This window comes from Pseudacidovorax sp., from assembly GCF_017991995.1.
GTDB lineage: Bacteria > Pseudomonadota > Gammaproteobacteria > Burkholderiales > Burkholderiaceae_C > Xenophilus.
On the sequence record NZ_JAGOPN010000019.1, the window covers coordinates 37,672 to 62,055 of the forward strand.

The 24,384-nt window shown below is 70.9% G+C and carries 20 protein-coding genes; 13 read left to right on the forward strand and 7 right to left on the reverse strand.

The window, feature by feature from the left end; genetic code table 11:
• The 3 genes from KBC94_RS22520 to KBC94_RS22530 all read right to left on the reverse strand — a co-directional run bounded on the left by KBC94_RS22520 (position 1) and on the right by KBC94_RS22530 (position 3,466).
• Entirely contained in the window at positions 1–1,647 is a 1,647-nt protein-coding gene (locus tag KBC94_RS22520; protein ID WP_294375445.1) for a histidine kinase famiy protein, read from the reverse strand.
• 184 nt (positions 1,648–1,831) lie between these two features.
• Positions 1,832–2,374: a hypothetical protein gene (locus KBC94_RS22525; protein WP_294375447.1), complete on the reverse strand. Its 543-nt coding sequence runs from the start codon at positions 2,372–2,374 to the stop codon at positions 1,832–1,834.
• Positions 2,375–2,539: 165 nt separating this feature from the next.
• Positions 2,540–3,466, reverse strand: coding sequence for a LysR family transcriptional regulator (locus tag KBC94_RS22530; protein WP_294375449.1), 927 nt, complete (start codon positions 3,464–3,466; stop codon positions 2,540–2,542).
• Positions 3,467–3,591: 125 nt separating this feature from the next.
• Here KBC94_RS22530 and KBC94_RS22535 point away from each other — a divergent pair, with 125 nt between their 5' ends.
• The 8 genes from KBC94_RS22535 (at position 3,592) to KBC94_RS22570 (ending at position 12,403) form a co-directional block, all read left to right on the forward strand.
• The gene (locus tag KBC94_RS22535) at positions 3,592–4,494 is read left to right on the forward strand and encodes a VOC family protein (protein ID WP_294375452.1); all 903 of its coding nucleotides are present in this window, start codon (positions 3,592–3,594) and stop codon (positions 4,492–4,494) included.
• A 57-nt stretch (positions 4,495–4,551) separates the two neighbouring features.
• Complete coding sequence (locus tag KBC94_RS22540) at positions 4,552–5,421, forward strand: fumarylacetoacetate hydrolase family protein (protein WP_294375455.1); 870 nt, start codon at positions 4,552–4,554, stop codon at positions 5,419–5,421.
• A complete protein-coding gene (locus KBC94_RS22545) occupies positions 5,418–6,965 on the forward strand; it encodes a bifunctional 3-(3-hydroxy-phenyl)propionate/3-hydroxycinnamic acid hydroxylase (protein WP_294375457.1) in 1,548 nt (515 codons plus the stop codon). The genes KBC94_RS22540 and KBC94_RS22545 overlap by 4 nt, the downstream gene beginning before the upstream one ends.
• Positions 6,966–7,045: 80 nt before the next feature.
• Positions 7,046–8,020 (forward strand): tripartite tricarboxylate transporter substrate-binding protein, encoded by a 975-nt coding sequence (locus KBC94_RS22550; RefSeq protein WP_017758220.1) that lies wholly within the window; start codon positions 7,046–7,048, stop codon positions 8,018–8,020.
• Between the two features lie 21 nt (positions 8,021–8,041).
• Complete coding sequence (locus KBC94_RS22555) at positions 8,042–9,025, forward strand: tripartite tricarboxylate transporter substrate-binding protein (RefSeq protein WP_294375464.1); 984 nt, start codon at positions 8,042–8,044, stop codon at positions 9,023–9,025.
• A gap of 4 nt (positions 9,026–9,029) precedes the next feature.
• Positions 9,030–10,775, forward strand: a complete 1,746-nt coding sequence (locus KBC94_RS22560) for a thiamine pyrophosphate-binding protein (protein ID WP_294375466.1) — start codon at positions 9,030–9,032, stop codon at positions 10,773–10,775.
• Between the two features lie 31 nt (positions 10,776–10,806).
• A complete protein-coding gene (locus KBC94_RS22565) occupies positions 10,807–11,235 on the forward strand; it encodes a heme-binding protein (RefSeq protein ID WP_294375469.1) in 429 nt (142 codons plus the stop codon).
• A gap of 133 nt (positions 11,236–11,368) precedes the next feature.
• Positions 11,369–12,403, forward strand: coding sequence for an amidohydrolase family protein (locus tag KBC94_RS22570; protein WP_294375473.1), 1,035 nt, complete (start codon positions 11,369–11,371; stop codon positions 12,401–12,403).
• Positions 12,404–12,578: 175 nt separating this feature from the next.
• Here the strand turns inward: KBC94_RS22570 and KBC94_RS22575 are convergent, their stop codons facing one another.
• Positions 12,579–14,198, reverse strand: coding sequence for an IclR family transcriptional regulator (locus KBC94_RS22575; RefSeq protein ID WP_294375476.1), 1,620 nt, complete (start codon positions 14,196–14,198; stop codon positions 12,579–12,581).
• Between the two features lie 135 nt (positions 14,199–14,333).
• Here KBC94_RS22575 and KBC94_RS22580 point away from each other — a divergent pair, with 135 nt between their 5' ends.
• The 3 genes from KBC94_RS22580 to KBC94_RS22590 all read left to right on the forward strand — a co-directional run bounded on the left by KBC94_RS22580 (position 14,334) and on the right by KBC94_RS22590 (position 17,872).
• Positions 14,334–15,308 carry a tripartite tricarboxylate transporter substrate binding protein gene (locus KBC94_RS22580; RefSeq protein WP_294375481.1) on the forward strand — a complete coding sequence of 325 codons (975 nt, stop codon included), beginning with the start codon at positions 14,334–14,336 and terminating at the stop codon, positions 15,306–15,308.
• Positions 15,309–15,311: 3 nt separating this feature from the next.
• Entirely contained in the window at positions 15,312–16,526 is a 1,215-nt protein-coding gene (locus KBC94_RS22585; protein ID WP_294375484.1) for a CoA transferase, read from the forward strand.
• A gap of 179 nt (positions 16,527–16,705) precedes the next feature.
• Positions 16,706–17,872 (forward strand): acyl-CoA dehydrogenase family protein, encoded by a 1,167-nt coding sequence (locus KBC94_RS22590; protein ID WP_294375487.1) that lies wholly within the window; start codon positions 16,706–16,708, stop codon positions 17,870–17,872.
• A gap of 940 nt (positions 17,873–18,812) precedes the next feature.
• On the opposite strand, the gene KBC94_RS22595 is transcribed toward KBC94_RS22590, so the two are convergent.
• Positions 18,813–20,021, reverse strand: coding sequence for a CaiB/BaiF CoA-transferase family protein (locus KBC94_RS22595; protein ID WP_294375489.1), 1,209 nt, complete (start codon positions 20,019–20,021; stop codon positions 18,813–18,815).
• Between the two features lie 13 nt (positions 20,022–20,034).
• The gene (locus KBC94_RS22600) at positions 20,035–20,997 is read right to left on the reverse strand and encodes a tripartite tricarboxylate transporter substrate binding protein (RefSeq protein ID WP_294375492.1); all 963 of its coding nucleotides are present in this window, start codon (positions 20,995–20,997) and stop codon (positions 20,035–20,037) included.
• Positions 20,998–21,140: 143 nt separating this feature from the next.
• Here KBC94_RS22600 and KBC94_RS22605 point away from each other — a divergent pair, with 143 nt between their 5' ends.
• The gene (locus KBC94_RS22605; RefSeq protein ID WP_294375495.1) at positions 21,141–22,022 is read left to right on the forward strand and encodes an SMP-30/gluconolactonase/LRE family protein; all 882 of its coding nucleotides are present in this window, start codon (positions 21,141–21,143) and stop codon (positions 22,020–22,022) included.
• 30 nt (positions 22,023–22,052) lie between these two features.
• On the opposite strand, the gene KBC94_RS22610 is transcribed toward KBC94_RS22605, so the two are convergent.
• The gene (locus KBC94_RS22610) at positions 22,053–22,463 is read right to left on the reverse strand and encodes a MarR family transcriptional regulator (protein ID WP_294375500.1); all 411 of its coding nucleotides are present in this window, start codon (positions 22,461–22,463) and stop codon (positions 22,053–22,055) included.
• Between the two features lie 171 nt (positions 22,464–22,634).
• Here KBC94_RS22610 and KBC94_RS22615 point away from each other — a divergent pair, with 171 nt between their 5' ends.
• Positions 22,635–24,371 carry a tannase/feruloyl esterase family alpha/beta hydrolase gene (locus tag KBC94_RS22615; RefSeq protein ID WP_294375503.1) on the forward strand — a complete coding sequence of 579 codons (1,737 nt, stop codon included), beginning with the start codon at positions 22,635–22,637 and terminating at the stop codon, positions 24,369–24,371.
• The last annotated feature ends 13 nt before the right edge of the window (positions 24,372–24,384 follow it).

The window sequence follows — 24,384 nt, forward strand, 5'->3', positions numbered from 1 at the left end:
TCAGCCGCCCACCGTGTGCGAGCCCGTGGGCCCGTCCAGCACGTCGCGCACCTTGCGCGCCAGGTCCACCAGCCGGTAGGGCTTCTTGATGATCTCGAACTCCGCGGGCGCCACCGGGTCCAGGCTGCCCAGGTCGCGATCGAAGCCGGTGGTCAGCAGCACGCGGGCCGAGGGGCGCAGCTTCTGGATCTCGCGCGCCAGCGTGTAGCCGTTCATGCCGCCGGGCATCACCACGTCCGAGAAGAGCAGGTCCGGCTGCTCGAAGGGCGCCAGGCTGCGGAACAGCGTGAGCGCCTCCTGCGCGGAGGTGGCCATGCGCACGGTGTAGCCCAGGCCTTCCAGCATCTCGCGGGCGAGCAGGCCGACCTCTTCGCGGTCTTCCACCAGCAGGATGCGCTCGTCGCCGCCGCGGTAGTGGGCCTGCACGCCGCGCACCGCGGCGGTGGGCCGCGCCTCGACGGTGGGGAAGTACATGCGCACCGTGGTGCCCATGCCCAGCTCGGAATAGAGCGTCACCGTGCCGCCCGACTGCTTGACGAAGCCGTACACCATCGACAGGCCCAGGCCGGTGCCCTTGCCTTCCTCCTTGGTGGTGAAGAAGGGGTCCATCACGCGGCCGAGCAGCGCCTTGTCGATGCCGTGGCCGGTGTCGGTGACCGACAACGTGGCATAGCGGCCCGGCGGCAGGCCGGCGAAGGCCGTGGCGTCGTCCTCGCCCACCTCCACGCTGGCCGTCTGCAGCGTGAGCGTGCCGCCCTCGGGCATGGCGTCGCGCGCGTTGACCAGCACGTTGAGCAGCGCCACCTCCAGCTGCGTCGGGTCGAGCTGGCAGTTGCCGATGTTCTCTTCCAGTCTGAACTCGACGCGGATCTGCTCGCCCAGCGTGCGCACCGCCAGGTCGGTCATGTCCTTGGTCACGGCATTGAGGTTGATCACGCGCCCGCGCAGGCTCTGCTTGCGCGAGAAGGCCAGCAGCTGGCTGGTGAGCTTCGAGGCCTTGCTCACCGCCTCGCGGATGTTTTCCACGCCGCGGCGTACGTGCTCGGGGTCGAGCTTGTTCATGCGCCCGCGCAACTCCAGCAGGTCCAGGTGGCCCGACATCACCTGCAGCAGGTTGTTGAAGTCGTGCGAGATACCCCCGGTGAGCTGGCCCAGCGCCTCCATCTTCTGCGCCTGGGCCAGGCCGTCCTCGGCGTCGCGACGCCGGCTCACGTCCAACTGCGAGGCGAAGAAGTACACCAGTTCGCCGGCCGGGTTGAACACCGGCGAGACGAAGAGCGCATTCCAGAAGGTGCTGCCGTCCTTGCGGTAGTTGAGCAGCTCGATCTGCACCTCGGTGCGGCTCTCGATGGCTTCCCGGATCACGGCGACCGAGGCGCGGTCGGTGCCCGGGCCCTGCAGGAAGCGGCAGTTGGTGCCCATGATCTCTTCCGGCGTGTAGCCGGTCATCGAGAGGAAGGCGCGGTTGGCGAAGACGATGGGGTTGTCGGGCTGCCGCGGGTCGGTGACCAGCATGGGCATGCGGGTCATCTCGATGGCGGCGAAGAAGATGTCGTCCTTGTGGTCCTGCACCTCGCGTGGGCCGCCTTCGGCACGCACGGGTTTGCGGTCGTCGTTGAAGGGGGGTTTTTCGGGGGTACGGGTCACGGGCGAAGCCTCCGCGGATTGCGTTGCGGCAGGATCGTCCGGTGGACGAGGGCGCCGCCCGTGTAGGACGGCAGTCAGAGCCGCCGTCTGGCGACCGGGTCCTACGGTCGCGCGGCGTGGCGGCCGAACCCAAACGTCGGCGCCCGCGCGCTTGCGCGGGGCCGGCAGGTGCGCGGGGGTGGCCTCAGCCGGGCATGCCCAGCCGCGTGCGCACGGCGTCGGCGTCGGGCAGGAACTCGATGCCGCGCACCGTGCCCTGGTCGAGCACGAGCAGTGTCAGCGTTCCCGCCTTGCGCGGCAGGGCGGCCGTGACCTGGGCATCGCGCACCAGACCGACGGGGAAGGGCAGGTCGCGCAACTTGGGCAGCGCGAACATGCGGGTGATGACGGCCGGCATGCCGCTGATGTCGGCCAGGTACACCAGGCGCTGCTGGGCCAGCACCTCCGGATGCGCCTTCAGGGCCTCGGTGGCGACATCGCCGGCCGCCTTGTCGGCCGCGAAGAGCACCAGCCGGGTGCTGGCGTCCACCACCACGGGGCGGTCGAACTGGTCGTTGACCGAGAGGGGCGGCAGGGCGCTGCCCACGGCAAGCTCGGCCTCCGCGGCACCGGCCCCGGGCAGCAGCGCGACTGCGAGCAGCGCGGCGCCCGCGCGCAGGGCGTGGCGACGGGACGCCGTTGCGTCCAGGGCCAGTGGAAGGAAGAAGGAGGCGGATCGTTGGGTCATGCGAAAGGAAAAGGGAGAGTGCAGGCGTGGGCGGGCCGCCTGTGCAAGGCCGCCCAGCATAGGCGCCCGGCCATGCTCCAACCTGAACGGCGCCGCGGCGCCTGCCAACGCCGAGTGGGCGCGTTTCGGCAGGACGTGCGGACCTGACGGACTCGTCCAACCTTCTCAGGCCGGCAGTCGCGCCCCGGCCTCGCGCCGATTGACCTCGTGGAACAGCCCGCGCAGCCAGCGGTTGGCCGGGTCGTTCTGCATGCGCCGGTGCCAGAACTGCTGCACCTGCAGCGGCGGTGGTTTGAAGGGCAGCACCAGGGTGCGCAACGGAATGTGCCGGCCCACGGCGGTGGCGATGTCCTGCGGCACCGTGGCCACCAGCTCGGTGCCGGGCAGCAGGGCCAGGAGGCTCATGAAATGCGACAGCTCCAGCGTCACCTGCCGCTGCCAGCCCTTGGCATCCAGGAAGCGCTCCAGCAGGTGCTCGCGCCCATCGGGCCGCACCACCACATGACGCGCCGCCAGGTACTGCTTGAGCGTGGGCCGATCACCCAGAGCGGTGTGACCGGCACTGGTGATGCATTCGTAGGTGGTGGTGAACAGCGACTGCTGGAAGTAGCCGGCCTTCTGCAGGTCCGGGAAGAAGCCGATGGCCAGGTCGGCCTCGCCCTTTTCCAGCGCGTCGGCCGCCGCGGCGCGGGCGCGCGAGACCGCATGCAGCCGCACCCCCGGCGCCTCGTGCTGCAAGCGCCGAAGCACGCCGGGCAGGAAGGCCACCTCGCCGATGTCGGGCGTGAGCAGGGTGAAGCTGCGCTGCGCCTGGGCGGGTTCGAAATGGGGCGACTGCAGGATCTCCTGCTGGATGGTCTGCACGACCCGCCGCACCACCGGGGCCAGCTGCTGGGCGCGGGGCGTGGGCTCCATCTGCGCGGCGGTGCGCACGAAGAGCGCGTCGTCGAACACGCCGCGCAGCCGTGCCAGCGCACCACTGGTGGCCGACTGGCTCAGGCCCATGGCCTCGGCGGCCCGGTTGACGCTGCGCGTCTGAATGAGGGTGTCGAACAGCACCAGCAGGTTGAGGTCGACCGAGCGGATATCCATGAAACCGATTTTAGGAATCGGCCGCATCGTCTGTACAGGATCAGGCCCGCTTCCTACGATCCGCCGCAACCGCAACGACGCTGGCCACCCGCAACCCGCGGCAGCCGCGCGAAGGAGACAAGACGATGAGTTCCCCCTGGATCGAGGGCCTGCGCAGCGTGGCCCTGTTCGTGCCCGACCTCGCCCGTGCCGAGGCCTTCTACACCCAGACCTGGCACCTGGCCGTGGCCCACCGCGGCGAGGGCGTGCTCTACCTGCGCGGCACCGGCGACGACGCCTACCTGCTTGCCCTGCACCAGGGCGGCCATGCGCCCCAGGTGCGGCAGGTGACGCTGCGGGCCCGTAGCCGCGAGGCGCTCGACACCCTGTGCGAGACGGCCGTGGCGGCCGGTGGCACGTTGCTCGCTGAGCCGCATGCGCTGACCAAGGACCCGGCCGGCGGCATCGGCATGAAGTTCAAGGACCCGCACGGCCGCGTCTTCCAGGTGGTGCACGGCGACGCGCGACGCGAGGCCGACCCGCCCCAGGCCGACATGCCGATCCGCCTCACCCATGCCGTGCTCAACAGTCACGCGGTGGACGACACCAAGGCCTTCTTCGAACGGGCGATGGGCTTCCGGCTCGCGGACCGCACCGGGATCATGGCCTTCATGAACTGCAACCGGGACCACCACACCCTGGCCATCGGCATCACCGACAACGACGCGCTCAACCACATCGCCTTCCTGATGCCGGACTTCGAGTCGGTGATGCGCGGGGGTGGCCGCATGAAGGACGCGGGCCACCCCATCCAGTGGGGCCCCGGCCGGCATGGCCCTGGCAACAACCTCTTCAACTATTTCATCGACCCCTTCGGCGTGGTCATCGAATACACGGCCGAGGTGGAGCAGGTGGACGACAGCTATGTCTCGCGCGGGCCCGAGCACTGGAAGTGGCCGCCCGGCCGCATCGACCAGTGGGGCATTGCGCCCATGCCCGGCCCCGAACTCAAGGCGGCGCAGCGGCAGGTGCAGTTCGCGCCGGCCTGAGCGAGGCCGACCTCTCCTCCTTCCTTCCTCTTCCTTCCTTCTCCCGCACGGCGTTCCATGAAGTTCACCACCTACCTGCGCGATGGCGCACCCCGCCTGGCCCTCGTCGACGGCGACATGCTGATCGACCTCCACGACGCCGACGGCCGCATTCCGCACGACCTGCGCGCGGCGCTGACCGCCGGCATCGACCTGCCCGCCATGGCCGCGGCCTGTGCCGAGGCCGGCGCTGCCCGCGTGCCGATGGCCGGCGTGCGGCTGGCCCCGCTGGTGCCCGAGCCGGGCAAGACGGTCTGCCTGGGCCTCAACTACTTCGACCATGCCAAGGAAGGTGGGCGCGAGAAGCCCGACTACCCCTGGTTCTTCTTCCGCGGTGCCAGCTCGCTGATCGCCCATGGCGATGCCGGCGTGGTGCCGCGCGTGTCGCCTCGCTTCGACTACGAAGCCGAACTGGCCGTGGTCATCGGGCGGCGAGTGCCGCGGCACGTGAAGGAGGCCGATGCGCTGCAGTACGTCTTCGGCTACAGCTGCTTCAACGACATGAGCGTGCGCGACTACCAGAAGCGCACGCCGCAGTGGACCATCGGCAAGAACTTCGACGCCACCGGCGGCTTCGGCCCGGTGCTGGTGACGGCCGACGAACTGCCGCCCGGCGCAACGGGCCTGCGCATCCAGGGCCGGCTCAACGGCGAGGTCATGCAGGACGCCAACACCACCGACATGATCTTCGGCGTGGCCGAGACCATCGCCCTGCTGGCCGAGGTGCTCACGCTGGAGCCGGGCGACGTGATCGTGATGGGCACGCCCGCCGGCGTGGGCCAGGCGCGCACGCCGCCGGTGTGGATGAAGGCCGGCGACACCTACGAGGTGGAGATCGAGCGCGTCGGTCTGCTTTCCAACCCCATCGTCGGGGAAGCGCAGGCATGACGGCCGCGCCTGTCTACGACGTCGCCATCGTGGGCTACGGGCCGGTGGGCCAGGTGGCCGCCGGGCTGCTGGGCCAGCGCGGCTTCAAGGTCCATGTGTGCGACCGGCTGACGGAGGTCTACCAGATCCCCCGCGCCATCGCGCTGGACCACGAGATCATGCGCGTCTTCCAGCAGCTGGGCGTGGTGGAGGCCATCGCACCCTTCACCGAGCCCTTCTCCAATTCGGAGTACTTCGGCGTGGACGGGCAGCTGATCCGGCGCATGACCATGCTGCCGCCGCCCTATCCGCAGGGCTACACGCCCTCGCTGGTGTTCACCCAGCCGCCGGTGGAGCGGGCGCTGCGCGAGCGCGTGGCGCGCCTGCCCAACGTGACGGTGGAGCTGGGCGTGGAGATGACCGCCATCGCGCAGGACGCCGAAGGCGTGCAGCTCACCCTGCAGCGCGAGGGCCGCAGCCACACCGTGCAGGCCCGCTATGCCATCGCCTGCGACGGCGGCAGCAGCGGCGTGCGCACGCAGCTGGGCCTGCCGCTGGAGGACCTGGATTTCGACGAGCCGTGGCTGGTGGTCGACGTGCTGCTCAACGCCGCCGGCATGGCCCGCCTGCCAGCAGTGAGCGTGCAGTACTGCGAGCCGGATCGGCCTTGCACCCTGGTGCTGGGCCCGGGCAACCACCGCCGCTGGGAGATCTCGCTCAAGGCCGGCGAGGACCCGCGGGAGATGGCCACGCCCGAGGCCACCTGGCGGCTGCTGTCGCGCTGGATCGGCCCGGAGCACGGCGAGCTCTGGCGACAGGCCAGCTATCGCTTCCATGCGCTGGTGGCGGCCGACTGGCGGCGCGGCCGCGTCTTCCTGGCGGGCGATGCGGCCCACATGCAGCCACCCTTCCTGGGCCAGGGCATGTGCCAGGGCATCCGCGATGCGGCCAACCTGGCCTGGAAGCTGGGCGCCGTGCTGGGCGGCGAGGTTCAGGGCGAGGCGGCCGAGGCGCTGCTGGACAGCTATGGCCACGAGCGCCGTGCCCATGTGCGCGAACTCACCAGCCGCATCAAGCAGGTGGGCGCCGTGATCTGCGAGCGCGACACCGACCGCGCCCGCGAGCGCGACCGCCGCCTGCTGGCCGAGGCCGGCGGCGAGGTGCGCGATACGCCCAGGCAGGACATCCTGCCCGGGCTCGAGACCGGCCTGCTGGCCGAGCGATCCGCCGGCGGCCGGGGCGGCCTGTTTCCCCAACCCTGGCTGCGCACGGCGCAGGGGCCGCGGCGCATGGACGCGCTGCTGGACCCTGGCTGGCGGCTGGTGATGGCCGCCGGGGTGCCTCTGCCCGAGGGCGGCTTCGACGGCCTGCGCCTCCTCAACCTGGGCGAGCAGCCCGAGACCGAGGGCGTGGTGCGCGACTGGTTCGCCCGGCACGCGGCGGTGGCCGCGCTGGTGCGGCCCGACCACTATGTGTTCGGCACCGCGGCGCGGGCCGAGGACATCGGCGCCCTGCTGGACGAGGCCGCCACGCGCCTCGGCCTGGCCACGGCCTGCGCCGCCTGAACGGCGCCCGCCGCAATCACGGCGGCGAGGCAGGCCACGCTTTCGACGACGACAACAACCACAGACGGAGACAACGCACCATGAACCGACGCCAATTCCAGCAGGCCCTGGCCGCCCTGGCCCTGCCCCTTGCCGCCCCTGCGGCGCGCGCCCAGTCCTGGCCCGAGAAGCCCGTGCGCTTCGTGCTCTCGCAGCCCGCGGGCTCGGGGCCGGACATCCTGGCCCGCCAGATCGGCGACCAGCTTTCGCGCCTGTGGCAGCAGGCCGTGATCATCGACAACCGCCCCGGCGGCCAGAACGTGATCGGCGCCCAGGTGGCGGCCCGCGCCGCACCCGACGGCTATACGCTCTACTACGCCACCACCGCGGCCATGGTGACCAACGTGTTCACCTTCAAGTCGCTGCCCTACGACCCGGCGCGCGACTTCGTGCCGGTGCGGCTGGTCGGGCGCAGCCCCTTCGTGCTGGCGGCCGCGGCCAGCTTCCCGGCCAAGGACCTGCCCGACCTCATCGCCCGCGCCAAGGCCCAGCCCGGGATGCTGGCCGCGGGCACCGAGGGGCCCAAGACTTTCTCGGGCATGGTGCTCGACAGCATGGCCGCCACCGCCGGCATCAAGCTCAACCAGGTGCCCTACACCAAGGCGCCCGAGGCGCTGCAGGACCTGCTGGGCGGCCGGCTGCAGCTGGTGTGCCTGCCCGAGGCGGCCCTCACCGCCTACATCCAGGGGGGTCAGGTGCGTGCGCTGGCCGTGAGCACCGGCAAGCGGCTGCCGCAGTGGCCGCAGGTGGCCACCGTGGCCGAGACCCTGCCGGGCTTCGAGTTCACCGGCTGGAACGGCATCTTCGCGCCGGCCGGCACGCCCGCTGCGGTGGTGGCCCGCATCAATGCCGACCTGGACAAGGTCATGGCCCAGCCCGAGACCGCGCAGCGCCTGGCCGCGCTGGGCACGATGGCCGAAGGCCCCATGAGCCCGGCCGAGTTCGGCAGCTTCATGAAGGCCGAGCGCGAGCGCTGGGCGGTGGCCGTCAAGACCATCGGCCTGCAGCCCGAATGAGCCGGGCCGGGGGGAAGCGACATGCAACGCCGCGACTTCATCCGCCAGGCCGGCGCGGGCGCGCTCGCCGGTGCGCTGGGCCCGTCCCTTGCACAGGCACAGGCCGAGCGCACCGCCTTCATCATCTCGGGCTTTCCGGCCGGCGGCATGGGCGACCAGGTGGCGCGCCCGCTGGCCGAGAAGCTGCGCGGGCGCTATGCGCCCGGCGTGGTGGTCGATGCCCGGGTGGGCGCCGGCGGCCGCATCGCGGTGGACTACGTGCGCCGGGCGGTGCCCGACGGCATGACGATCCTGCAGATCCCCAGTTCGCCGATGACGCTGTACCCCAACACCTACCGCAAGCTGAGCTATGACCCGCTCGCGGACTTCGTGCCGGTGTGCAGCACGGTCAACTATGCCTTCGTGCTCACCGCCGGGCCCGGCGTGCCGGCCGAGGTACGTACGCTGGCCGACTACCTCAAGTGGGTGCAGGCCAATCCGCAGGCCGCCACCTATGGCGTGCCGGCGGCGGGCTCGGCCCTGCACTTCGTGGGCATGCTGCTGGAGCGCCACGGCGGCCGCAAGCTCACGGCCGTGCCCTACAAGGGCGGGGCGCCGCTGCTCAACGATGTGCTGGGCGGCCAGGTGCCGGTGAGCATCAGCGTGCTGGGCGAGGTCATGCCTTACATCCGCAGTGGCCGGCTGCGCGGACTGGCCGTCTCCAGTGCGCAGCGCTCGCCCTTCCTGCCCGATGTGCCCACCTTCGTCGAACAGGGACTGGCCGACGTGGTGGTGCAGGAATGGCTGGGCTGGTTCCTGCCGGCCCGCGCGCCGCGCGAGCGGGTGCAGCAGCTGAACGCGCTGGTGGGCGAAGGCCTGCGCGATCCGGCGCTGGTCGACAGCCTGGCCAGGAACGGGCTGCAGCCCTTCCACCAGTCGCCGGAGGAATTCGCCCAACTGGTGCGCGGCGATCTGGCGCGCTGGGCGCCCATCGTGAAGTCCTCGGGCTTTACCGCGGAGGACTGACAGCATGGTGATCGAACTGACGGGTGCGCAGGCGCTGGTGCGGCTGCTGGCGGTCGAGGGCGTGGAGCAGGCCTACGGCATCGTGGGCGGCAAGCTGGCGCCGCTGCTGCATGCCATCGCGGGCCAGCCGGGGCTGCGCTTCATCGGCACCCGGCACGAGGCCGCGGCGCCCATGATGGCGGCGGCCACCTTCGCCGGAACCGGCCGGCTGGCCGTGGCCATCGGCGAGATGGGGCCGGGCGGGCTCAACCTGATCTCGGGCCTGGGTGTGGCCTTTGCCAACCAATTGCCGCTGCTGGCCATCACCACCAACCAGCACCGCGCCGCCGCCTACCCGCACAGCGGCATGTTCATGGACCTGGATGCGGTGGCCGTGAGCCGCGCCATCACGAAGTGGAATGCCGTCGTCCACGACGCCCGGCGCCTGCCCGAGCTGGTGCGCCGCGCGCTGCGCGAAGCCCTGGGTGGCCGGCCCGGTCCGGTGCACCTGGACATTCCGCAGGACGTGCTGGCCCAGCGCTGCGCCTTCGCCGATGACGAGTTCGACCTGCCGCCGCACCGCTACCGCGCCATCGGTCGGCCGCGGCCGGATGCCCAGTCTGTGGCGCAGGCGGCCGCGTTGCTGCGCGCGGCGCGCCGTCCGCTGATCGTGGCGGGTGGCGGGGTGGTGGCCAGCGACGCGGCGGCGCAGGTGCAGGACCTGGCCGCGCGCCTGGGCTGCCCGGTGGTGCCCACGCAGATGGCGCTGGGCGTGGTGCCCACCGCCAGTGCACATTTCATCGGTCATGGCGGCCTCATCGCCGGCGCCCCGGTGCAGGCGGCCTTTGCCGAGGCGGACGTGATCGTGGCGGTGGGCTGCCGCTGGTCGTCCTGGATGTGGGACGCGCAAGGCCCGCTGGCCCGCCGCAGCCACCGCACCATCGCCATCAACCTGGACCCCTCGGCGCTGGGCCATCCGGCGGTGCACGAGGTGGCGATGCAGGCAGACGCCCGCGCCGCGCTGGACGACCTGTGCGCCGCCCTGCAGACCGGCGAGCTGGCGGTGGAGGCCGACTGGCTGCCGCGCATGAGGGAAGGCCGCCAGCGCTACGAGGCCGCCCTGCATGCCGCGGCCGATGCGCCCCGCGAGGAGGGCGCCGCCATGCATCCGGCGGCGCTGGCGCGCGAGATCGGCGCAGCACTGCCGTCCGACGCGCTGGCGGTGTTCGATGGCGGCCACACCACGTTCTGGTCCAACGACCTGACGCCCGTGACCGCACCGCGCACGCGCTTCCACGAGCCGGGCATGAGCCACCTGGGCTTCGGCCTGCCCTATGCGCTGGCGCTGCAGGCGGTGCATCCGGGCCGGCCGGTGGCGCTGATCACGGGCGACGGCTCCTTCGGCTTCACGCTCAACGAGCTGGACACGGCCCGTCGCCAGCGGCTGCCCGTGCTGGTGGTGATCCACAACAACGAGGCCTGGGGCATCATCCGCGCCGGTCAGCGCAAGGCGCTGGACTTCGAGCTGGGCACCGACCTGTCGGGCACGGACTATGCGGCAGTGGCACGCGGCTTCGGCTGCCACGGTGAACGCGTGCTCGCGCCGCAGGAGGTACGTCCGGCCATGGAGCGGGCCTGGGCCAGCGGCCTGCCGGCGGTGCTGGACTGCCGCACCGACTTCCTGCCCCATCCGGCCGGGCCGATGTTCGGCAGCATGAACCAGTACGGCTTCGAGGCGCTCACGCGGCTGCCCGCGGCCCCATCGGCCTGATCGCTTCTTGACTCACTTCCTGGAACACGCCATGACCGCCTCCCTCACCCTCGACCAGGCCCAGCGCCTGCTGGCCGCCGCCCTGGCGCGATCGCGCGAACGCGGCTTCAAACCCATGGCCGTGGCCGTGCTTGACGGCGCCGGCCACCTCAAGGCCTTTGTCAGCGAGGACGGCGCCAGCATGTTCCGCTTCGATGTCGCCCGGGCCAAGGCCTGGGGTGCGGTGGGCATGGGCGTGGCCAGCCGCGCGCTGGCCGAGCGGGCCCGCGACAACCCCAACTTCTTCGTCTCGCTGTCGGCCACGGCGCAGGGCCGCTTCCTGCCGCAGACGGGTGCCGTGGTCATCAAGGATGCCGCCGGCACGGTGATCGGCGCCGTGGGTGCCAGCGGTGGCACGGGCGACGAGGACGAGCTGATCTGCATCGCGGGCGTGGAGGCCGTCGGGCTGCAGTGGGGCTGAGCCTGGCCGCCATGCGATACGTCGCGCATGGGCATCGGGGCGCGGCGCCCGCTGTGGGCGCCGTTGCCGGTGCGGGCCGTTTCCGCGATCGAGAGGCTGTCGATGGCCGCCCCCGGCGCCAACCCGGAACACGATGAAACACCCTGCAGCCTGCCCATGCGGCATCGATGTCCACGCGCATGTGGTGCCGGAGAACTTTCCGAGCTATATCGGCGACAGGCTTCCCGCCGAGTGGCCGTCGATGGCTCCCGCCCATGCCTGCCATCGCCACGTGATCATCGCGGGCAAGGTGTATCGCACCGTCTCCGACGGCTGCTGGAACACCGCCCGGCGTCTCGACGATCTCGCCGCCATGGGCCTGGCCATGCAGGTGATCTCGCCGATGCCGGAACTGCTCTCCTACTGGATGGCGGCTGCGGACGCGCAGCAGCTGCTTCGCTACACCAACGACTGCATGGCATCGATGGTGAACGAGGGAGGCGGCCATATCGCGGCGCTGGGTGCGGTTCCGCTCCAGGACCTGGACCTGGCCATTGCGGAGCTGGAGTACGTGGTCAAGACGCTCGGATTCGCCGGCGTGGAGATCGGCAGCAACATCAATGGCGTGCCGGTCGGTGCACCACAGCTCGATCCCTTCTTCGAGGCCTGCGAAGGGCTCGGCGCCGCGGTGTTCGTCCACGCACTGCGACCGGCGGGCATGGAGCGGCTCGTCGGCCCCGCCTCTCTGCAACAGGTGCTGGCCTATCCGGGGGACGTCGGATTGGCGGCGGCATCGGTCATCACCGGCAATCTGATGTCGCGCCGCCCGAGATTGCGCATCGCCTTCAGCCACGGAGGCGGCACGCTCGCATCGTTGTTGCCGCGCCTGCAACAGGGCTGGGACGTCTTTCCTGAACTGAGGCAGAGCCTCGGCGCCTCGCCGGTGGAACAGGCTCGCCAACTGTTCTACGACACGCTTGTCTTCGATGCGCGGACGCTTCGCCATCTGGTCGATCAGTTCGGTGCCGGCCAGTTGATGGTGGGCACCGACTACCCCTTCAACTTCCGCGATCGCATGCCGGTGGAGCGCATCGAGGCCGCAGGCTTCTATGCCCCGACGGCCCAGGCGCTCCTGCATCGGAATGCGGCGCGCTTTCTCCACCTTCCGGCCGGGGCGCCGGCCGCGTGATCCGTCAGGGAGACCACTGCCGAGCGACCACGATGGGCCTCTCGTTCGCATTGCAACAAGGCTTTCGATGCGCACCACGAGCCATGATCGAAGCGGCCCAGCCTGACATGGGACGACCGGCCCCCACGCTCCGCAGCCGGTGGGGCTGGCAACCGATGGCGGCCCGCCGGGCAGCTCAGCCGGCCGGGCCAGGCGTCTCCAGCTCCACCACCGTCTCGCGCAGCCAGGCGCCGATCTGCGCCAGCCGGCGGGGGTCGGCCGCCTGGTCGCGCAGCACGCCGCAGTTCATCACGTAGCGCAGGCCCTCGACAGGTCGGCTGAAGGGCACGGCCACCGCCACGATCTCGGGACGGAAGTCGGCCGAGCTGCACCACCCCTGACGCCGGCAGTCGGCGATGGCCGCACTGGCGGCCGGCCACAGCCGCGCGAAGGCCTCGGGTTGCGTCAGGCGCAGGCGGTGCAGCAGGGCCTCGCGCGTCGGGTGGTCCACGCTGGCCAGCCAGGCCCGGCCCATGGCGGTGTGCAGCATCGGCATCGGGGCGCCGGTGTCGGGCGGCAGCAGGCGCGCGTCGGTCTGCCAGGCGGTTTCGACATAGACCATGCTGGTCTCGTGCGGCAGGCCCAGCGAGACGGCGCCGCCGGTGCGGGCCGCCAGGGCCAGCATGGCCGGCCGTGCGTGACGCCGCAGCGGCAGCCCCGAGAGCATGGGATAGGCCGCGGCCAGCACGGCCGGCGCCAGGCGGTAGCCGGCCGTGGCCTCGTCGCGCCGCAGATAGCCGCGTTCCATCAGCGTGTGCACCAGTCGCTGCACGGTGTTGGGCGCGAGGCCCAGGCGCCGCGCGAGGGCGCGGATGCCCAGCACCGGCTCGCCCGGCGCGAAGCTGCGCAGCAGGTCGATGCCATGCGCCAGCGTGCGGGCGAAGCCGCCATCGCGTGGATCGTCCTGCGCGGCCGCCGTTCCGTGGCCCACCAGCCAGGCGGGCGCGGGTGGCACGGCCGGTGGCTGGCCCGCGCCGTCGCGCAGCAGGGCGCGCTGCCAGTCGGCCTCGATGGTGCGTGCCAGCTGCACGAGACATGGGCCGATCTCCCGCTGCAACGCGCGCGGTGCCAGCCGCCGCGCGGGCAGGCCGGCGTTGAGCAGCAGGTGCTCGCCCTGCAGCGTGATGCGCAGCGGCACGGCCACCGCGTGCACGTCGGGCAGCCAGTCGCCTTCGGAATGGCAGAAGCCCTGCGCGGCCCACTGCCGCTGGGCTTCGCGCAGCACGCGGTCGAAGCGGCTGGCTTGCGCGCCGTCCACGACGGCGAGCGCCACGCGGGCTGCTTCGCGTTCCGATGGCGTCGCTGTGGCCAGCCAGGCGCGGCCAATGGCCGTGTCCAGCAGGGGCAGCGGCGCCCCCAGGTCGGGCTGGAAGGTGAGCGGGTCGTTGTTGCGCCAGGTCTCCACATAGACCATGCGGTGCCGGTCGCGCATGCCCAGCGACACCGAGGCGCCCAGCGCATCGGCCAGCTGCTTCATCGGCAGCCGGGCGATGCGTCGCAGGCCCAGCTGCGCGAGCAGCGGATAGCCCAGCGTCAGCGCGCCGCTGCCCAGCCGGTGGCCGCGGCCCTCGCCAGCTGGCACGACGAGGCCGCGGCTGGCCAGCGTGGTGGTGAGCCGGGTGATCGTGGCGCGGGCGAGGCCGGTGCGCTGCGCGAGGGCCGAATTGCCCAGCACGGCGGGCGCGCCGGCAAAGGCCTCCAGCACGTCCAGGCCGTTTGCCAGCGTGGTGGCGAAGCGCGGGTCGGTGATCGGCATTGGGGAAAGAGCGGCCTGGATGCGGGGCGGTGTCTGTCCAATATAGCGAAACAGCGTTTGGCGCCGGACCGGTGCCTCCCTAGTCTTCGGGCCCTGCCGCACTTCAGTGTGCCGGCACCCACCGGAGACAACGACATGCTCAAGCAACTGATGGCCGCCACGCTGGCGGCCGGCCTCGCACTGGCCGCGCCGCTGGCCTCGGCGCAGGCCGCCTATCCCACCAAGCCGATCCGCCTGGTCGTGCCCTTCGCGCCCGGCGGCTCTGCCGACGTGGTGGGCCGGCTCATCGCCGAGGAACTGCGCGCCGGACTGGGCCAACCCGTGGTGGTGGACAACCGCCCCGGCGCCGGCGGCAACATCGCCGGTGACATGGTGGCCAAGTCGCCGGCCGACGGCTACACGCTGCTGCTGGCGGCGGCCGGCCCCATCGCCATCAATCCCAGCCTGTACGGCCGCATGCCCTACAACCCGGCCACCGACCTGGCGCCGGTGGTGCTGCTGGCGCGCGACCATCAGCTCATGGCCGTCACGCCGTCGGTGCCGGCGCGCGATGTGCGCGAGTTCATCGCCTATGCCAAGGCCAATCCGGGCAAGGTCTCCTTCGGCTCGCCGGGCAACGGCACGCCCGCGCACCTGGGTGGCGAGTTGTTCAACCAGATGGCGGGCACGCAGATGGTCCATGTGCCCTACAAGGGCAGCGCGCCGGCCATGAACGACCTGATCTCGGGCCAGATCACCGTGATGATCGACAACATGCCGGCGCTGCTGCCCCAGGTGCAGTCCGGCCGCCTGCGGGCCCTGGGCGTGGCCAGCCCGTCGCGCGCGAGCGGTGCCCCCGACATTCCCACCGTGGCCGAGTCCGGCCTGCCCGGCTTCAACGTCACCGCCTGGAAGGGCCTGATGGCGCCGGCCGGCACGCCCAGACCCATCGTCGCGAAGCTGAACGAAGTGGCGGTGGCGGCCGTGGCCAAGCCGGAGATCCGCAAGCGCCTGGTGGACCTGGGCGCCGAGCCCGGCGGCGGCAGCCCCGAGGACTTCGGCGCGCTCATCGCCAAGGACAGCCGCAGCTGGGCGGCGCTGGTGAAGTCCACCGGCGCGCGGGTGGACTGAGGTATGCCCGACGCTTTCGATCCCGCGCAAGGGCCGCTGCACGGCCTGCGCATCCTGGACATGGCCACCGTCGTGGCCGCCCCCTTCGCGGCCACGCTGTGCGCCGACCTGGGCGCGGAGGTGACCAAGCTGGAACTGCCCGACGGCAGCGACGCCCTGCGTTCGTTGGCGCCGGTGGAGCCCGGTCATGCCCTGTACTGGAAGGTGCTCAACCGCGGCAAGCGCGGTATCACGCTGGACGTGCGCACCGACGCCGGCCGCGCCCTGTTCCTGCGTCTGGTGGCCGGCATGGACGTGCTGTTGGAGAACTTCCGTCCCGGCACGCTGGACCGCTGGGACCTGGACCTGGCGACGCTGCACCGGGCCAATCCGCGGCTCATCGTGCTGCGGCTCACCGGCTTCGGCCAGACCGGGCCCTATGCGGGCCGGCCCGGCTTCGCGCGCATCTTCGAGGCCATGGGTGGCCTGGCCCATCTGACCGGCGAGGCGGACGGCCCGCCGCAGCATGTCAACTTTCCGCTGGGCGATTCGATGGCCGGCCTGTTCGGCGCCTTCGCCATTGCGGCGGCGGCGGCGGAGCGGGCGCGCTGCCCCGATGCGCCCGGCCGCGAGATCGACCTGTCGGCCACCGAGGCCCTGCTGCGCGTGCTGGAGCCGCTGGCGGTGGAGCGCGAGCGCAGCGGCCAGCCGCGCCAGCGCAGCGGTGCCCGTGCCACCTACACCGCGCCGTCCAACATCTACCGCACGAAGGACGGCGACTGGATCACGCTGGTGGGCTCGTCGGATGCCATCTTCCGGCGCCTGTGCGTGGCCATGCAGGCGCCCGACATGGCGGCCGACCCGCGCTTCACCACCAACCCGCTGCGGGTGCGGCACCTCGATGCGCTGGACGGACGCGTCGCCGCCTGGTGCGCCGCGCACAGCCATGACGAGCTGCGGGCCGCGCTCGATGCGCATTCGGTGCCCTTCTGCAAGGTCTACGACATCGACGACGTGCTGGCCGATCCGCACTTTGCGGCGCGCGGCGCCATCGTGCGCCTGCCCGATGCCGAGCTGGGCTCGGTGCCGGCGCCGGCCGTGGTGCCGCGCTTCGGCGGCCATGCCTTCGCGCCGCCGCGCACCGGCCCGGCGGTGGGCGAACACAACGCCGAGGTTTTCGGCGCGCTGGGCCTCACGGCCGAGGACCTGCGCGGGCTGCGCGCGGCTGGTGCGCTGTGAGGTGGCAGCCACGTCGCGGAGCTGCTCTGCCCACCCTGCCTCACGGCCCAATGCACGAGGGCCGACCCAGAGCCGTTCGGGTTGAGCCTGTCGAAGCCTGGGCACACGCGCAGGGCATGACTGAGTGACCTTGGCCCACGGCCCACCCTTCTCCCCTTCATCCTTCATCCCCCACGACCATGATCCGCGACACCGCCGCCTTCGACGAAACCCTGCAATCCCTGCGCCGCTATGTGCGCGAGCGCCTGATTCCGCGCGAGGCCGAGGTCGAGGCCGGCGACGAGGTGCCGGCCGATCTGGTGGAGGACATGGCGCGCCTGGGCTTCTTCGGCTGGTCCATCCCCGAGGCCTGGGGCGGCGCCGGCATGACGACGGAAGAGCTGGTGCTGGCGGCGATGGAACTCTCGCAGGCCTCGGTGGCTTTCCGGGCGCGCGTGGGCACCAACACCGGCATCGGTTCCGAGGCGCTGGTGGCCGATGGCACGCCCGCGCAGAAGGACCGCTACCTGCCGCTGCTCGCCAGCGGCCAGCTCACGGGCGCCTTCGCGCTGACCGAGCCCGAAGCCGGTTCGGACGCTACGGCGCTCAAGACCACGGCCGTGCGCGACGGCGATCACTATGTGCTGAACGGCACCAAGTGCTTCATCACCAATGCGCCCATCGCCGGCCTGTTCACGGTGATGGCGCGTACCGATCCGCAGGACGCGAGCGCACGCGGCATCAGCGCCTTCCTCGTCGAGCGGGACATGCCCGGCCTGGGTACTGGCACGCCCTACCGCAAGATGGGCCAGGCCGGATCGCCCGTGTCGGAGGTGCATCTGCAGGACTGCCGGGTGCCGGCCAGCCACCTCATCGGCGGGACCGAGGGCACGGGCTTCAAGACCGCGATGAAGGTGCTGAACAAGCAGCGCATCCACCTGGCGGCGCTGTGCACGGGTCCGGCGATCCGCATGCTGGACGAGGCCATCGCCTGGACGACGCAGCGCCGGCAGTTCGGCCAGCCGGTGGCGGCCTTCCAGCTGATGCAGGCGCTGATTGCCGATTGCCAGACCGAGATCCAGGCGGCGCGCGCGCTGATCCTGCAGACGGCGCGCGAGCGCGATGCGGGGCAGGATGTGACGTTGCAGGCGTCGATCTGCAAGTACTTCGCGTCCGAGATGTGTGGGCGCGTGGCCGACCGGTGCGTACAGATGCTGGGCGGCACGGGCTTCATCCAGGGTCACCCGATCGAGCGCTTCTACCGTGATGTTCGGCTGTTCCGGTTGTACGAGGGCACGAGCCAGATCCACCAGCTCAACATCGCGAAGCGGACGATTGCGGCGGCGGGGTATCGACTGGCCGATTGAGCGGGCCCGTCTGCGCGTTTGCGTTCTCGGGTGTGGTGATTGGTGCCTGATGCTTGGTGCTTGGTGCTTGGTGCGCGTCAAGGGTGACATGGCGAGTGCCGTGAAGCTAACCCGGCAGAGGACGCCGGCATGCGCGCTCCCGGTGCACGCTCGCGCTGACCGGCTTGCCTCGCCGGACGGGTGCTCGCTTTCCACCGACGTGCCCGGGGCACTGCACGGCGCCGCGAATGGCACCTCCGCACGCAGACCGGCATCCTCCGCCTCGACGCTGCGCCCGAACGGCCGGGTTCGGCCATACGGGTCCTAACTCCGTTCGCCCTGAGCTCGTCGAAGGGCAGAGCGGAGCGCGGCGCAAATGCCCGGCGCTGCTTGACCTGCCTGCGTGCCGCCCACAGGTGCGAGGCTTCGACAGGCTCAGCTCGAACGGTCTGGGGGTTGACGGGCCCGCCTTGCCCTGAAACGCAGGATCAGGACTTCAGGACTCAAGGACTCAAGGACTCAAGGACTCAAGGACTCCACGGCCCTGATGGTCTCAAGGCCCCATGACCTGAACAGCGGAGGGCTCGCGCGCAACGTCGAGGCGGAGGATGCCGGTGTGCGTGCGGAGGTGCCATTCGCGGCGCCGTGCAGTGCGGCAAGCACGTCGGTGGAGAGCGAGCACCCGTGTCGTGCAGCAAGCCGGTCGGCGCGAGCGTGCACCGGGAGCGCGCATGCCGGCGTCCTCCGCCGGGTTAGTACCCCTATCGCCAGTGCCCAGCGCCCTATTGCCAGTGCCCGAGGCCCTATTGCCAGTGCACCAGCGTCCTACCGCCGCTGCCCCGAGACGCTCCGCCAGCGCACCAGGCCCCTGCCACCCATCGTCCCAGGACACGACCGCCGGTCGACGCAGGAGAAGCGGCGGATCTTTGCCGCCGGTCGGTGAGACCCCAACGAACCCGCGCTACCGGATCACCTGCCGCGCCCGCAGACCTTCCAGATCGCTGCCCTGCAAACCGAGCAGCTCGCCCAGCACCTCGGCCGTGTGCTCGCCCAGGTGCGGCGGCGGCTGGTGCACGGGCGCGCGCTGGCCGTCGAACACGTAAGGCGGTGCGTGCACACCCTGCGTGCCGGCCTCGCTGTCCTCGAAGCTGTGCCACAGGCCCACCTCGCGCGTGCGCTTCGAACCGAGCGCCTCGTACAGCCCCAGCACCTCGCCGCAGGGAATGCCCGCCGCGTCCATGCGCGCGATCAACTGCGCGCGCGGATGCCTGGCGATCTCGGCCAGCAGGATGGGCAGCAGCACGGCGCGGTGCTTCGCGCGCTCGGTGTTCTGCGCGAAGCGCGGGTCCAGCGGCAGGTCCGGCCGGCCGATCACCGCCTCGCAGAACTTGCGGAACTGGCCGTTGTTGCCCACGGCGATCACCACCGGCCCATCGGCCGCGTCGAACACGCCGTAGGGCACGATGGACGGATGCGAGTTGCCGAACTTGGGCGGGTCGGCCTGCTGCATCCAGGCCGTGAGGCCGTAGTACGAGGTGATCATCATGCCGCCGTCGTACAGCGACATCTGGATGTGCCGGCCCCGGCCCGTTCGATGGCGCTCGTGCAGCACCGCCAGGATGGCCTGCCCGGCATACATGCCCGTGAACATGTCCACTGCCGCGATGCCGAACTTGAGCGGGCCCTGGCCCTCCTCGCCGTTCATCGCCATCAGGCCCGTCTCGCCCTGGATCACCAGGTCGTAGCCCGGACGCGCGCGCTCCGGCCCCAGCGCCGAGTAACCCGCGATGGAGCAGTAGATGAGCCCGGGGTTCAGCGCCTTCAGGTCCTCGTAGCCCAGCCCCATCTTCTCGGCGCCACCGTGCTTGAAGTTCTGGATCAGCACGTCGCTCTTCGCCGCCAGCTGCCGCGCCATGTCGCGGCCCTCGGGCGTCTGCAGGTCGAGGGCCACCGAGCGCTTGTTGCGGTTGCAGCTGTTGAAGTAGGTGGTGTTGTGCTGGCCGATGCGCAGCCCCCAGTCGCGCGTGTCGTCGCCGCGCTCGGGATGCTCGACCTTGATCACCTCCGCGCCCAGGTCCGCCAGCGCCTGCGCGCACAGCGGCCCTGCCATCACGCGGGACAGGTCCAGCACACGCAGGCCGGCGAGCGGGGCGGGAGACAGGGACGTCATGGCGGGCGGGGCTTCAAGTGCCTTGCTTGGGGATGTTCAGGCTCTGCAGCAATGGCAGCCAGCGGTCCGATTCGGTCTTGACGAAGCGGTCCAGCTCTTCGGGCGTGCTCCCGCGCGGCTCCATGCCGATGGCGCGGGCGCGGGCCACGAACTCGGGGTCGGCGATCACCTGGTTGACGGCCTTGTTCAATTTGTCGATCGCGGCGCGCGGCGTGCCGGCCGGCACCGAGAACGAATACCAGAGCGTGGCCACCATGTCGTAGCCCATCTCCTTGAAGGTGGGGGCGTCGGGCACCTGCGGCAGGCGCTGGTCGTCCATCACGCCCAGCACGCGCAGCTTGCCGGCCTTGATGTAGGGCAGCGAGCCGGTGATGGAGGTGCCGTGGATGTCGATCTGCCCACCCAGCAGCGCCTGCAGCGCCGGCGCGTCGCCGTTGAAGGGGATGTGCGTGGTGCTGAAGCCCTGGGCGCGCTCGAAGGCGATGGGCGCCAGGTTGGTCAGGATGGAGGCGCCCGGCGAGCCGCGGTTGATCTTGCCGGGGTTGGCCTTGGCATAGGCCACCATCTCCTTGATGTTCTTGTAGGGCAGGTCGGTGCGGCCCACGATCACCGAGGGCTGGTAGGCGATCTGCGTGACCGAGGCGAAGTCCTTGGCCGGGTCGTAGGGCAGCTTGTCGTACAGCGCGATGTTGTTGGCCAGCGTGCCCAGCGACGAGACCAGCACCGTCTGGCCGTCCGGCTTGGAACGGGCCACGTAGTCGGCCGCCAGGATGCCGCTGGCACCCGGCTTGTTCTCGATGATGACGTTCATGCCGTGCTTGTTCAGCTCCTGGGCCAGGATGCGGCAGTACTGGTCGGTGCCGCCTCCAGCGGCGAAGGGCACCACGATGCGGGTGACGTTCTGCTGGGCGAAGGCCGGGCTCAGCGCGCAGGCGCCGAGCAGCAGGCCGGCCAGGAAGTGGCGGCGATGGCTCATGGTGTGTCTCCGGGTCTTGGGCCCTGTCTCGGGCGTGGCGGCCAGTCTAGGGGGGTGTCCACAGACCTTGATCTCGATCAATGAAAAGATGCTTTCCGTGTCCTGCACATCGGGGCCAAGAGCGGCTGCGCACACTGCGAGGCATGCCGCACCTCGACATCCGCCGCCTGGGCACCACGCGCGACCAGCTGGGCGAAAGCCCCTGCTGGGACGACGAGGCGCAGGCCCTGTGCTGGATCGATGCGCTGGCCGGCACGGTGCACCGCCTGCGCCTCGCCACCGGCACCCTGGAATCTCATGCGCTGCCTGCACCCCTGGGCGCCATCGCGCCGGCCCAAGGCGATGCGGTGGTGGTGGCGCTGCGCCATGGCTTCGGCCGCTACGACTTCGGCACGCGCCGGCTGACGATGCTCGGCGACATCGGCCTCTCGGATCTCGACGTGCGGCTCAACGACGGCAAGTGCGACGCGGCGGGCAACTTCGTGGCCGGCACCATGCACATGAACCGGCCGGCGGATGTGCCGGTGCGCGGCGGGCTTTACCGGCTGTCGCCGGCAGGTCGCGTGGAGCAACTGGCCGACGACATCGGCTTTGCCAACGGCCCCTGCTTCAGCCCCGACGGACGCACGCTCTACCTGGCCGACAGCCTGGCCCGCGTGATCTGGGCCTACGACTACGACCCGCGGGGTCCGTTGTCCAACAAGCGCAGCTTCGTGGAGACCCATGGCTTCGAATCCGGCCCCGACGGTGCGACGGTCGATGCCGAAGGGTTTGTCTGGAGCGTGCTGGTGCGGGCCGCACGGCTGGCCCGCTTTTCGCCGTCGGGCGAGCTGGAGCGGCTCGTGCCGCTGCCGCTCACATACCCGACCAGCCTGTGCTTCGGCGGGCCGGGCCTGAGGCAGCTGTATGTGACCAGCATCTCGCGTAGCGCCCGGCTGGAAGGCCGCCTGCCGCAGGACGGCGGCCTGTTCGTTCTCGATGGGCTGCCCGTGGCGGGCTTGCCCACGCAGCGCTTCGGCGGGTGAGCGGCGAGCGTCATGCCTCGTCGCGTCGGCTCAGCCGGCCGCGAGCTTCAGCAACTGCACCAGCTTGGCCGCCTGCGCCGGGCTCAGACGCGCAAGCGTGGCGTCGCTGACGCTGGCGGCGGCATCGGCAAGTCGTTCGTAAAGCGCCAGGCCCTCCGGTGTCAGCGAGACCAGGACCCGGCGCCGGTGCGCCGGGTCGTCCTGGAACTGCACCAGTCCTCGCGTTGCCAGGCGGTCCGCCACGCCCTTGATCGTGGCGGCATCCATGGCGGTCATGCGCCCCAACAGGTTCTGCGAGCACTCCTGCACCTGGGCCAGCATGGAGATCACCGCCCACTGGGTGGGCGTCAGTCCGTCCAGGGCCTGGGTCAGCAGTTCCGCATTGCGCTGATAGAGAACCCGCAGCAGGAAGCCGACCTGTTCATCCAGTCGATAGCTCATCGGGGCATTGTGCTTTCGTGTGCCAGGCCGGTGCGCCGGCCCTGGCTCGGATTCTGCTAAGTGGCTGCGTCCGATTGTTTGCATACAAACAATCAAGGCGGCATGGCGAGGCTGCGGACGGTGCTCGCGCCTGTGCAATCTGATTCCAACTCAATCATCGCGAGGGATTCCATGATGAAGTTACAAGGATGGTGTGTGACTGGTGTGGCTGCGGCCGCCACGCTGCTGGTGACCGCATGCGGAGGAAGTGGCGGGGGCACGAGCTTTGCGCCCACGGCAGCAGCGCCCGCGCCCGCTTCAAGCGGGACCTCCACGAGCAGCGCGCCTGCGCCGGCGCCTGAGGCGAGCTTCGAGGCCCAGTGCAGTGCACTGGCCGGGCTGCCGCCGGCCAACGGAAAGCTGGTCAGCGCGGTCTACACGGCGGGCGTGACCAACACGGCGAGCCCCGCATCGTCCACACCCGACCACTGCCTGGTGCGCGGCGAACTCAATTCGCGCACGGGCGTCGACGGCAAGCCCTACGCGATCCTCTTCGAACTGCGGCTGCCCAAGGACTGGAACCAGCGCTTCTTCTACCAGGGCGGCAGCGGCGTGGACGGCAGCGTGCCGGCCGCGCTCGGCGCCTATCCCGGGGGTGGCGCCACGCGCAACGCGCTGCTGGACGGCTATGCGGTCGTGACCACCGACTCGGGGCACGAGGCGCCCTTCGACATGAGCTCGAACGTCACCTTCCTCTTCGCGGTCGATCCGCAGGCCCGTGACGAATACGGCGACAAGCAGCTGCCGCTGGTGGCCGGGTCGTCCCAGGTGGTGATCAAGCAGCTGTATGGCATGCAGCCCAGCCGCTCCTACTTCGTCGGCTGTTCCAACGGCGGGCGGCAGGCCATGGTCGCGGCGCAGCGCTACCCGCAGCTGTTCGACGGCATCGTGGCCGGCGCGCCCGGCTTTCGCCTGACGGCGGCGGCGCTCGAGGGCTCGATCTTCCGTGCCCAGGCGGCGGCGTCGGTGGCGCCCTTGGGCACCGACGGCAAGCCCGACATCTTCAATGCGCTCACGAGTGCGGAGAAGGATACGGTGCGCAACCGCATCCTCGCCAGCTGCGACGCGGCCGACGGCGTCACCGACGGCATGGTCAGCAAGCCCAGCGCCTGCAACCCCGATCCGTCCCAGTGGGTCTGCACCGGCGGCGCCACCAGCAACTGCCTCAGCGCCGACAAGGCCGCCTATGTGAAGAAGTTCTTCGAGGGTGCGAAGACGTCCACCGGCCGCCAGATCTACGGACCTTGGCCCTATGACCCCGGCATGATCGACACGGTCGGCACGCCCGCCCAGCTGTACTACGCCATCTTCGCGGGCGAGGCCTCGCACGTGTACACCACGCCGCCGACGGTCACGCCCGACCTGCTCGGCTACGCCCGCACGGCCGACCTGGATGCCGAGTACGCCAAGATCTTCGACGTGTCCGGCATCTACACGCGCTCCGGCCACGAGTTCACGGACGCGGACTCGGCCGACATGGACGCCTTCCGCGCGCGGGGCGGCAAGATCCTGTCGTTCAACGGCACGGCCGACTGGGCGTTCTCCTTCACCGATCTGTCCAGGTACCAGGACCGCGTGATCGCACGCTACGGCCGCACCGAGGCCGACAAGTTCGCCCGCGCCTTCGCGGTGCCCGGCATGGACCACTGCAGCGGCGGCAAGTACGGCACCGACCAGTTCGATGCCTTCGGCGCCGTGGTCAACTGGGTCGAGAAGGGCCAGGCGCCCGACGTGATGGTGGCCACCGCACGCGCCGCCGCCGGCGTCGCTTGGCCGGGCCGCACCCGTCCGCTGTGTCCGTATCCGAAGGAAGCGGTCTACAACGGCTCGGGCAGCATCGAGTCGGCCAGCAGCTTCAGCTGCCGCTGACGGGCGGCACGGC

Bases quoted from the DNA above. Each gene is read 5' to 3' on its own strand.
- KBC94_RS22525 (WP_294375447.1), bottom strand. From the start codon at position 2,374: ATGACCCAACGATCCGCCTCCTTCTTCCTTCCACTGGCCCTGGACGCA.
- KBC94_RS22530 (WP_294375449.1), bottom strand. From the start codon at position 3,466: ATGGATATCCGCTCGGTCGACCTCAACCTGCTGGTGCTGTTCGACACC.
- KBC94_RS22535 (WP_294375452.1), top strand. From the start codon at position 3,592: ATGAGTTCCCCCTGGATCGAGGGCCTGCGCAGCGTGGCCCTGTTCGTG.
- KBC94_RS22540 (WP_294375455.1), top strand. From the start codon at position 4,552: ATGAAGTTCACCACCTACCTGCGCGATGGCGCACCCCGCCTGGCCCTC.
- KBC94_RS22545 (WP_294375457.1), top strand. From the start codon at position 5,418: ATGACGGCCGCGCCTGTCTACGACGTCGCCATCGTGGGCTACGGGCCG.
- KBC94_RS22550 (WP_017758220.1), top strand. From the start codon at position 7,046: ATGAACCGACGCCAATTCCAGCAGGCCCTGGCCGCCCTGGCCCTGCCC.
- KBC94_RS22555 (WP_294375464.1), top strand. From the start codon at position 8,042: ATGCAACGCCGCGACTTCATCCGCCAGGCCGGCGCGGGCGCGCTCGCC.
- KBC94_RS22560 (WP_294375466.1), top strand. From the start codon at position 9,030: ATGGTGATCGAACTGACGGGTGCGCAGGCGCTGGTGCGGCTGCTGGCG.
- KBC94_RS22565 (WP_294375469.1), top strand. From the start codon at position 10,807: ATGACCGCCTCCCTCACCCTCGACCAGGCCCAGCGCCTGCTGGCCGCC.
- KBC94_RS22570 (WP_294375473.1), top strand. From the start codon at position 11,369: ATGAAACACCCTGCAGCCTGCCCATGCGGCATCGATGTCCACGCGCAT.
- KBC94_RS22575 (WP_294375476.1), bottom strand. From the start codon at position 14,198: ATGCCGATCACCGACCCGCGCTTCGCCACCACGCTGGCAAACGGCCTG.
- KBC94_RS22580 (WP_294375481.1), top strand. From the start codon at position 14,334: ATGCTCAAGCAACTGATGGCCGCCACGCTGGCGGCCGGCCTCGCACTG.
- KBC94_RS22585 (WP_294375484.1), top strand. From the start codon at position 15,312: ATGCCCGACGCTTTCGATCCCGCGCAAGGGCCGCTGCACGGCCTGCGC.
- KBC94_RS22590 (WP_294375487.1), top strand. From the start codon at position 16,706: ATGATCCGCGACACCGCCGCCTTCGACGAAACCCTGCAATCCCTGCGC.
- KBC94_RS22595 (WP_294375489.1), bottom strand. From the start codon at position 20,021: ATGACGTCCCTGTCTCCCGCCCCGCTCGCCGGCCTGCGTGTGCTGGAC.
- KBC94_RS22600 (WP_294375492.1), bottom strand. From the start codon at position 20,997: ATGAGCCATCGCCGCCACTTCCTGGCCGGCCTGCTGCTCGGCGCCTGC.
- KBC94_RS22605 (WP_294375495.1), top strand. From the start codon at position 21,141: ATGCCGCACCTCGACATCCGCCGCCTGGGCACCACGCGCGACCAGCTG.
- KBC94_RS22610 (WP_294375500.1), bottom strand. From the start codon at position 22,463: ATGAGCTATCGACTGGATGAACAGGTCGGCTTCCTGCTGCGGGTTCTC.
- KBC94_RS22615 (WP_294375503.1), top strand. From the start codon at position 22,635: ATGATGAAGTTACAAGGATGGTGTGTGACTGGTGTGGCTGCGGCCGCC.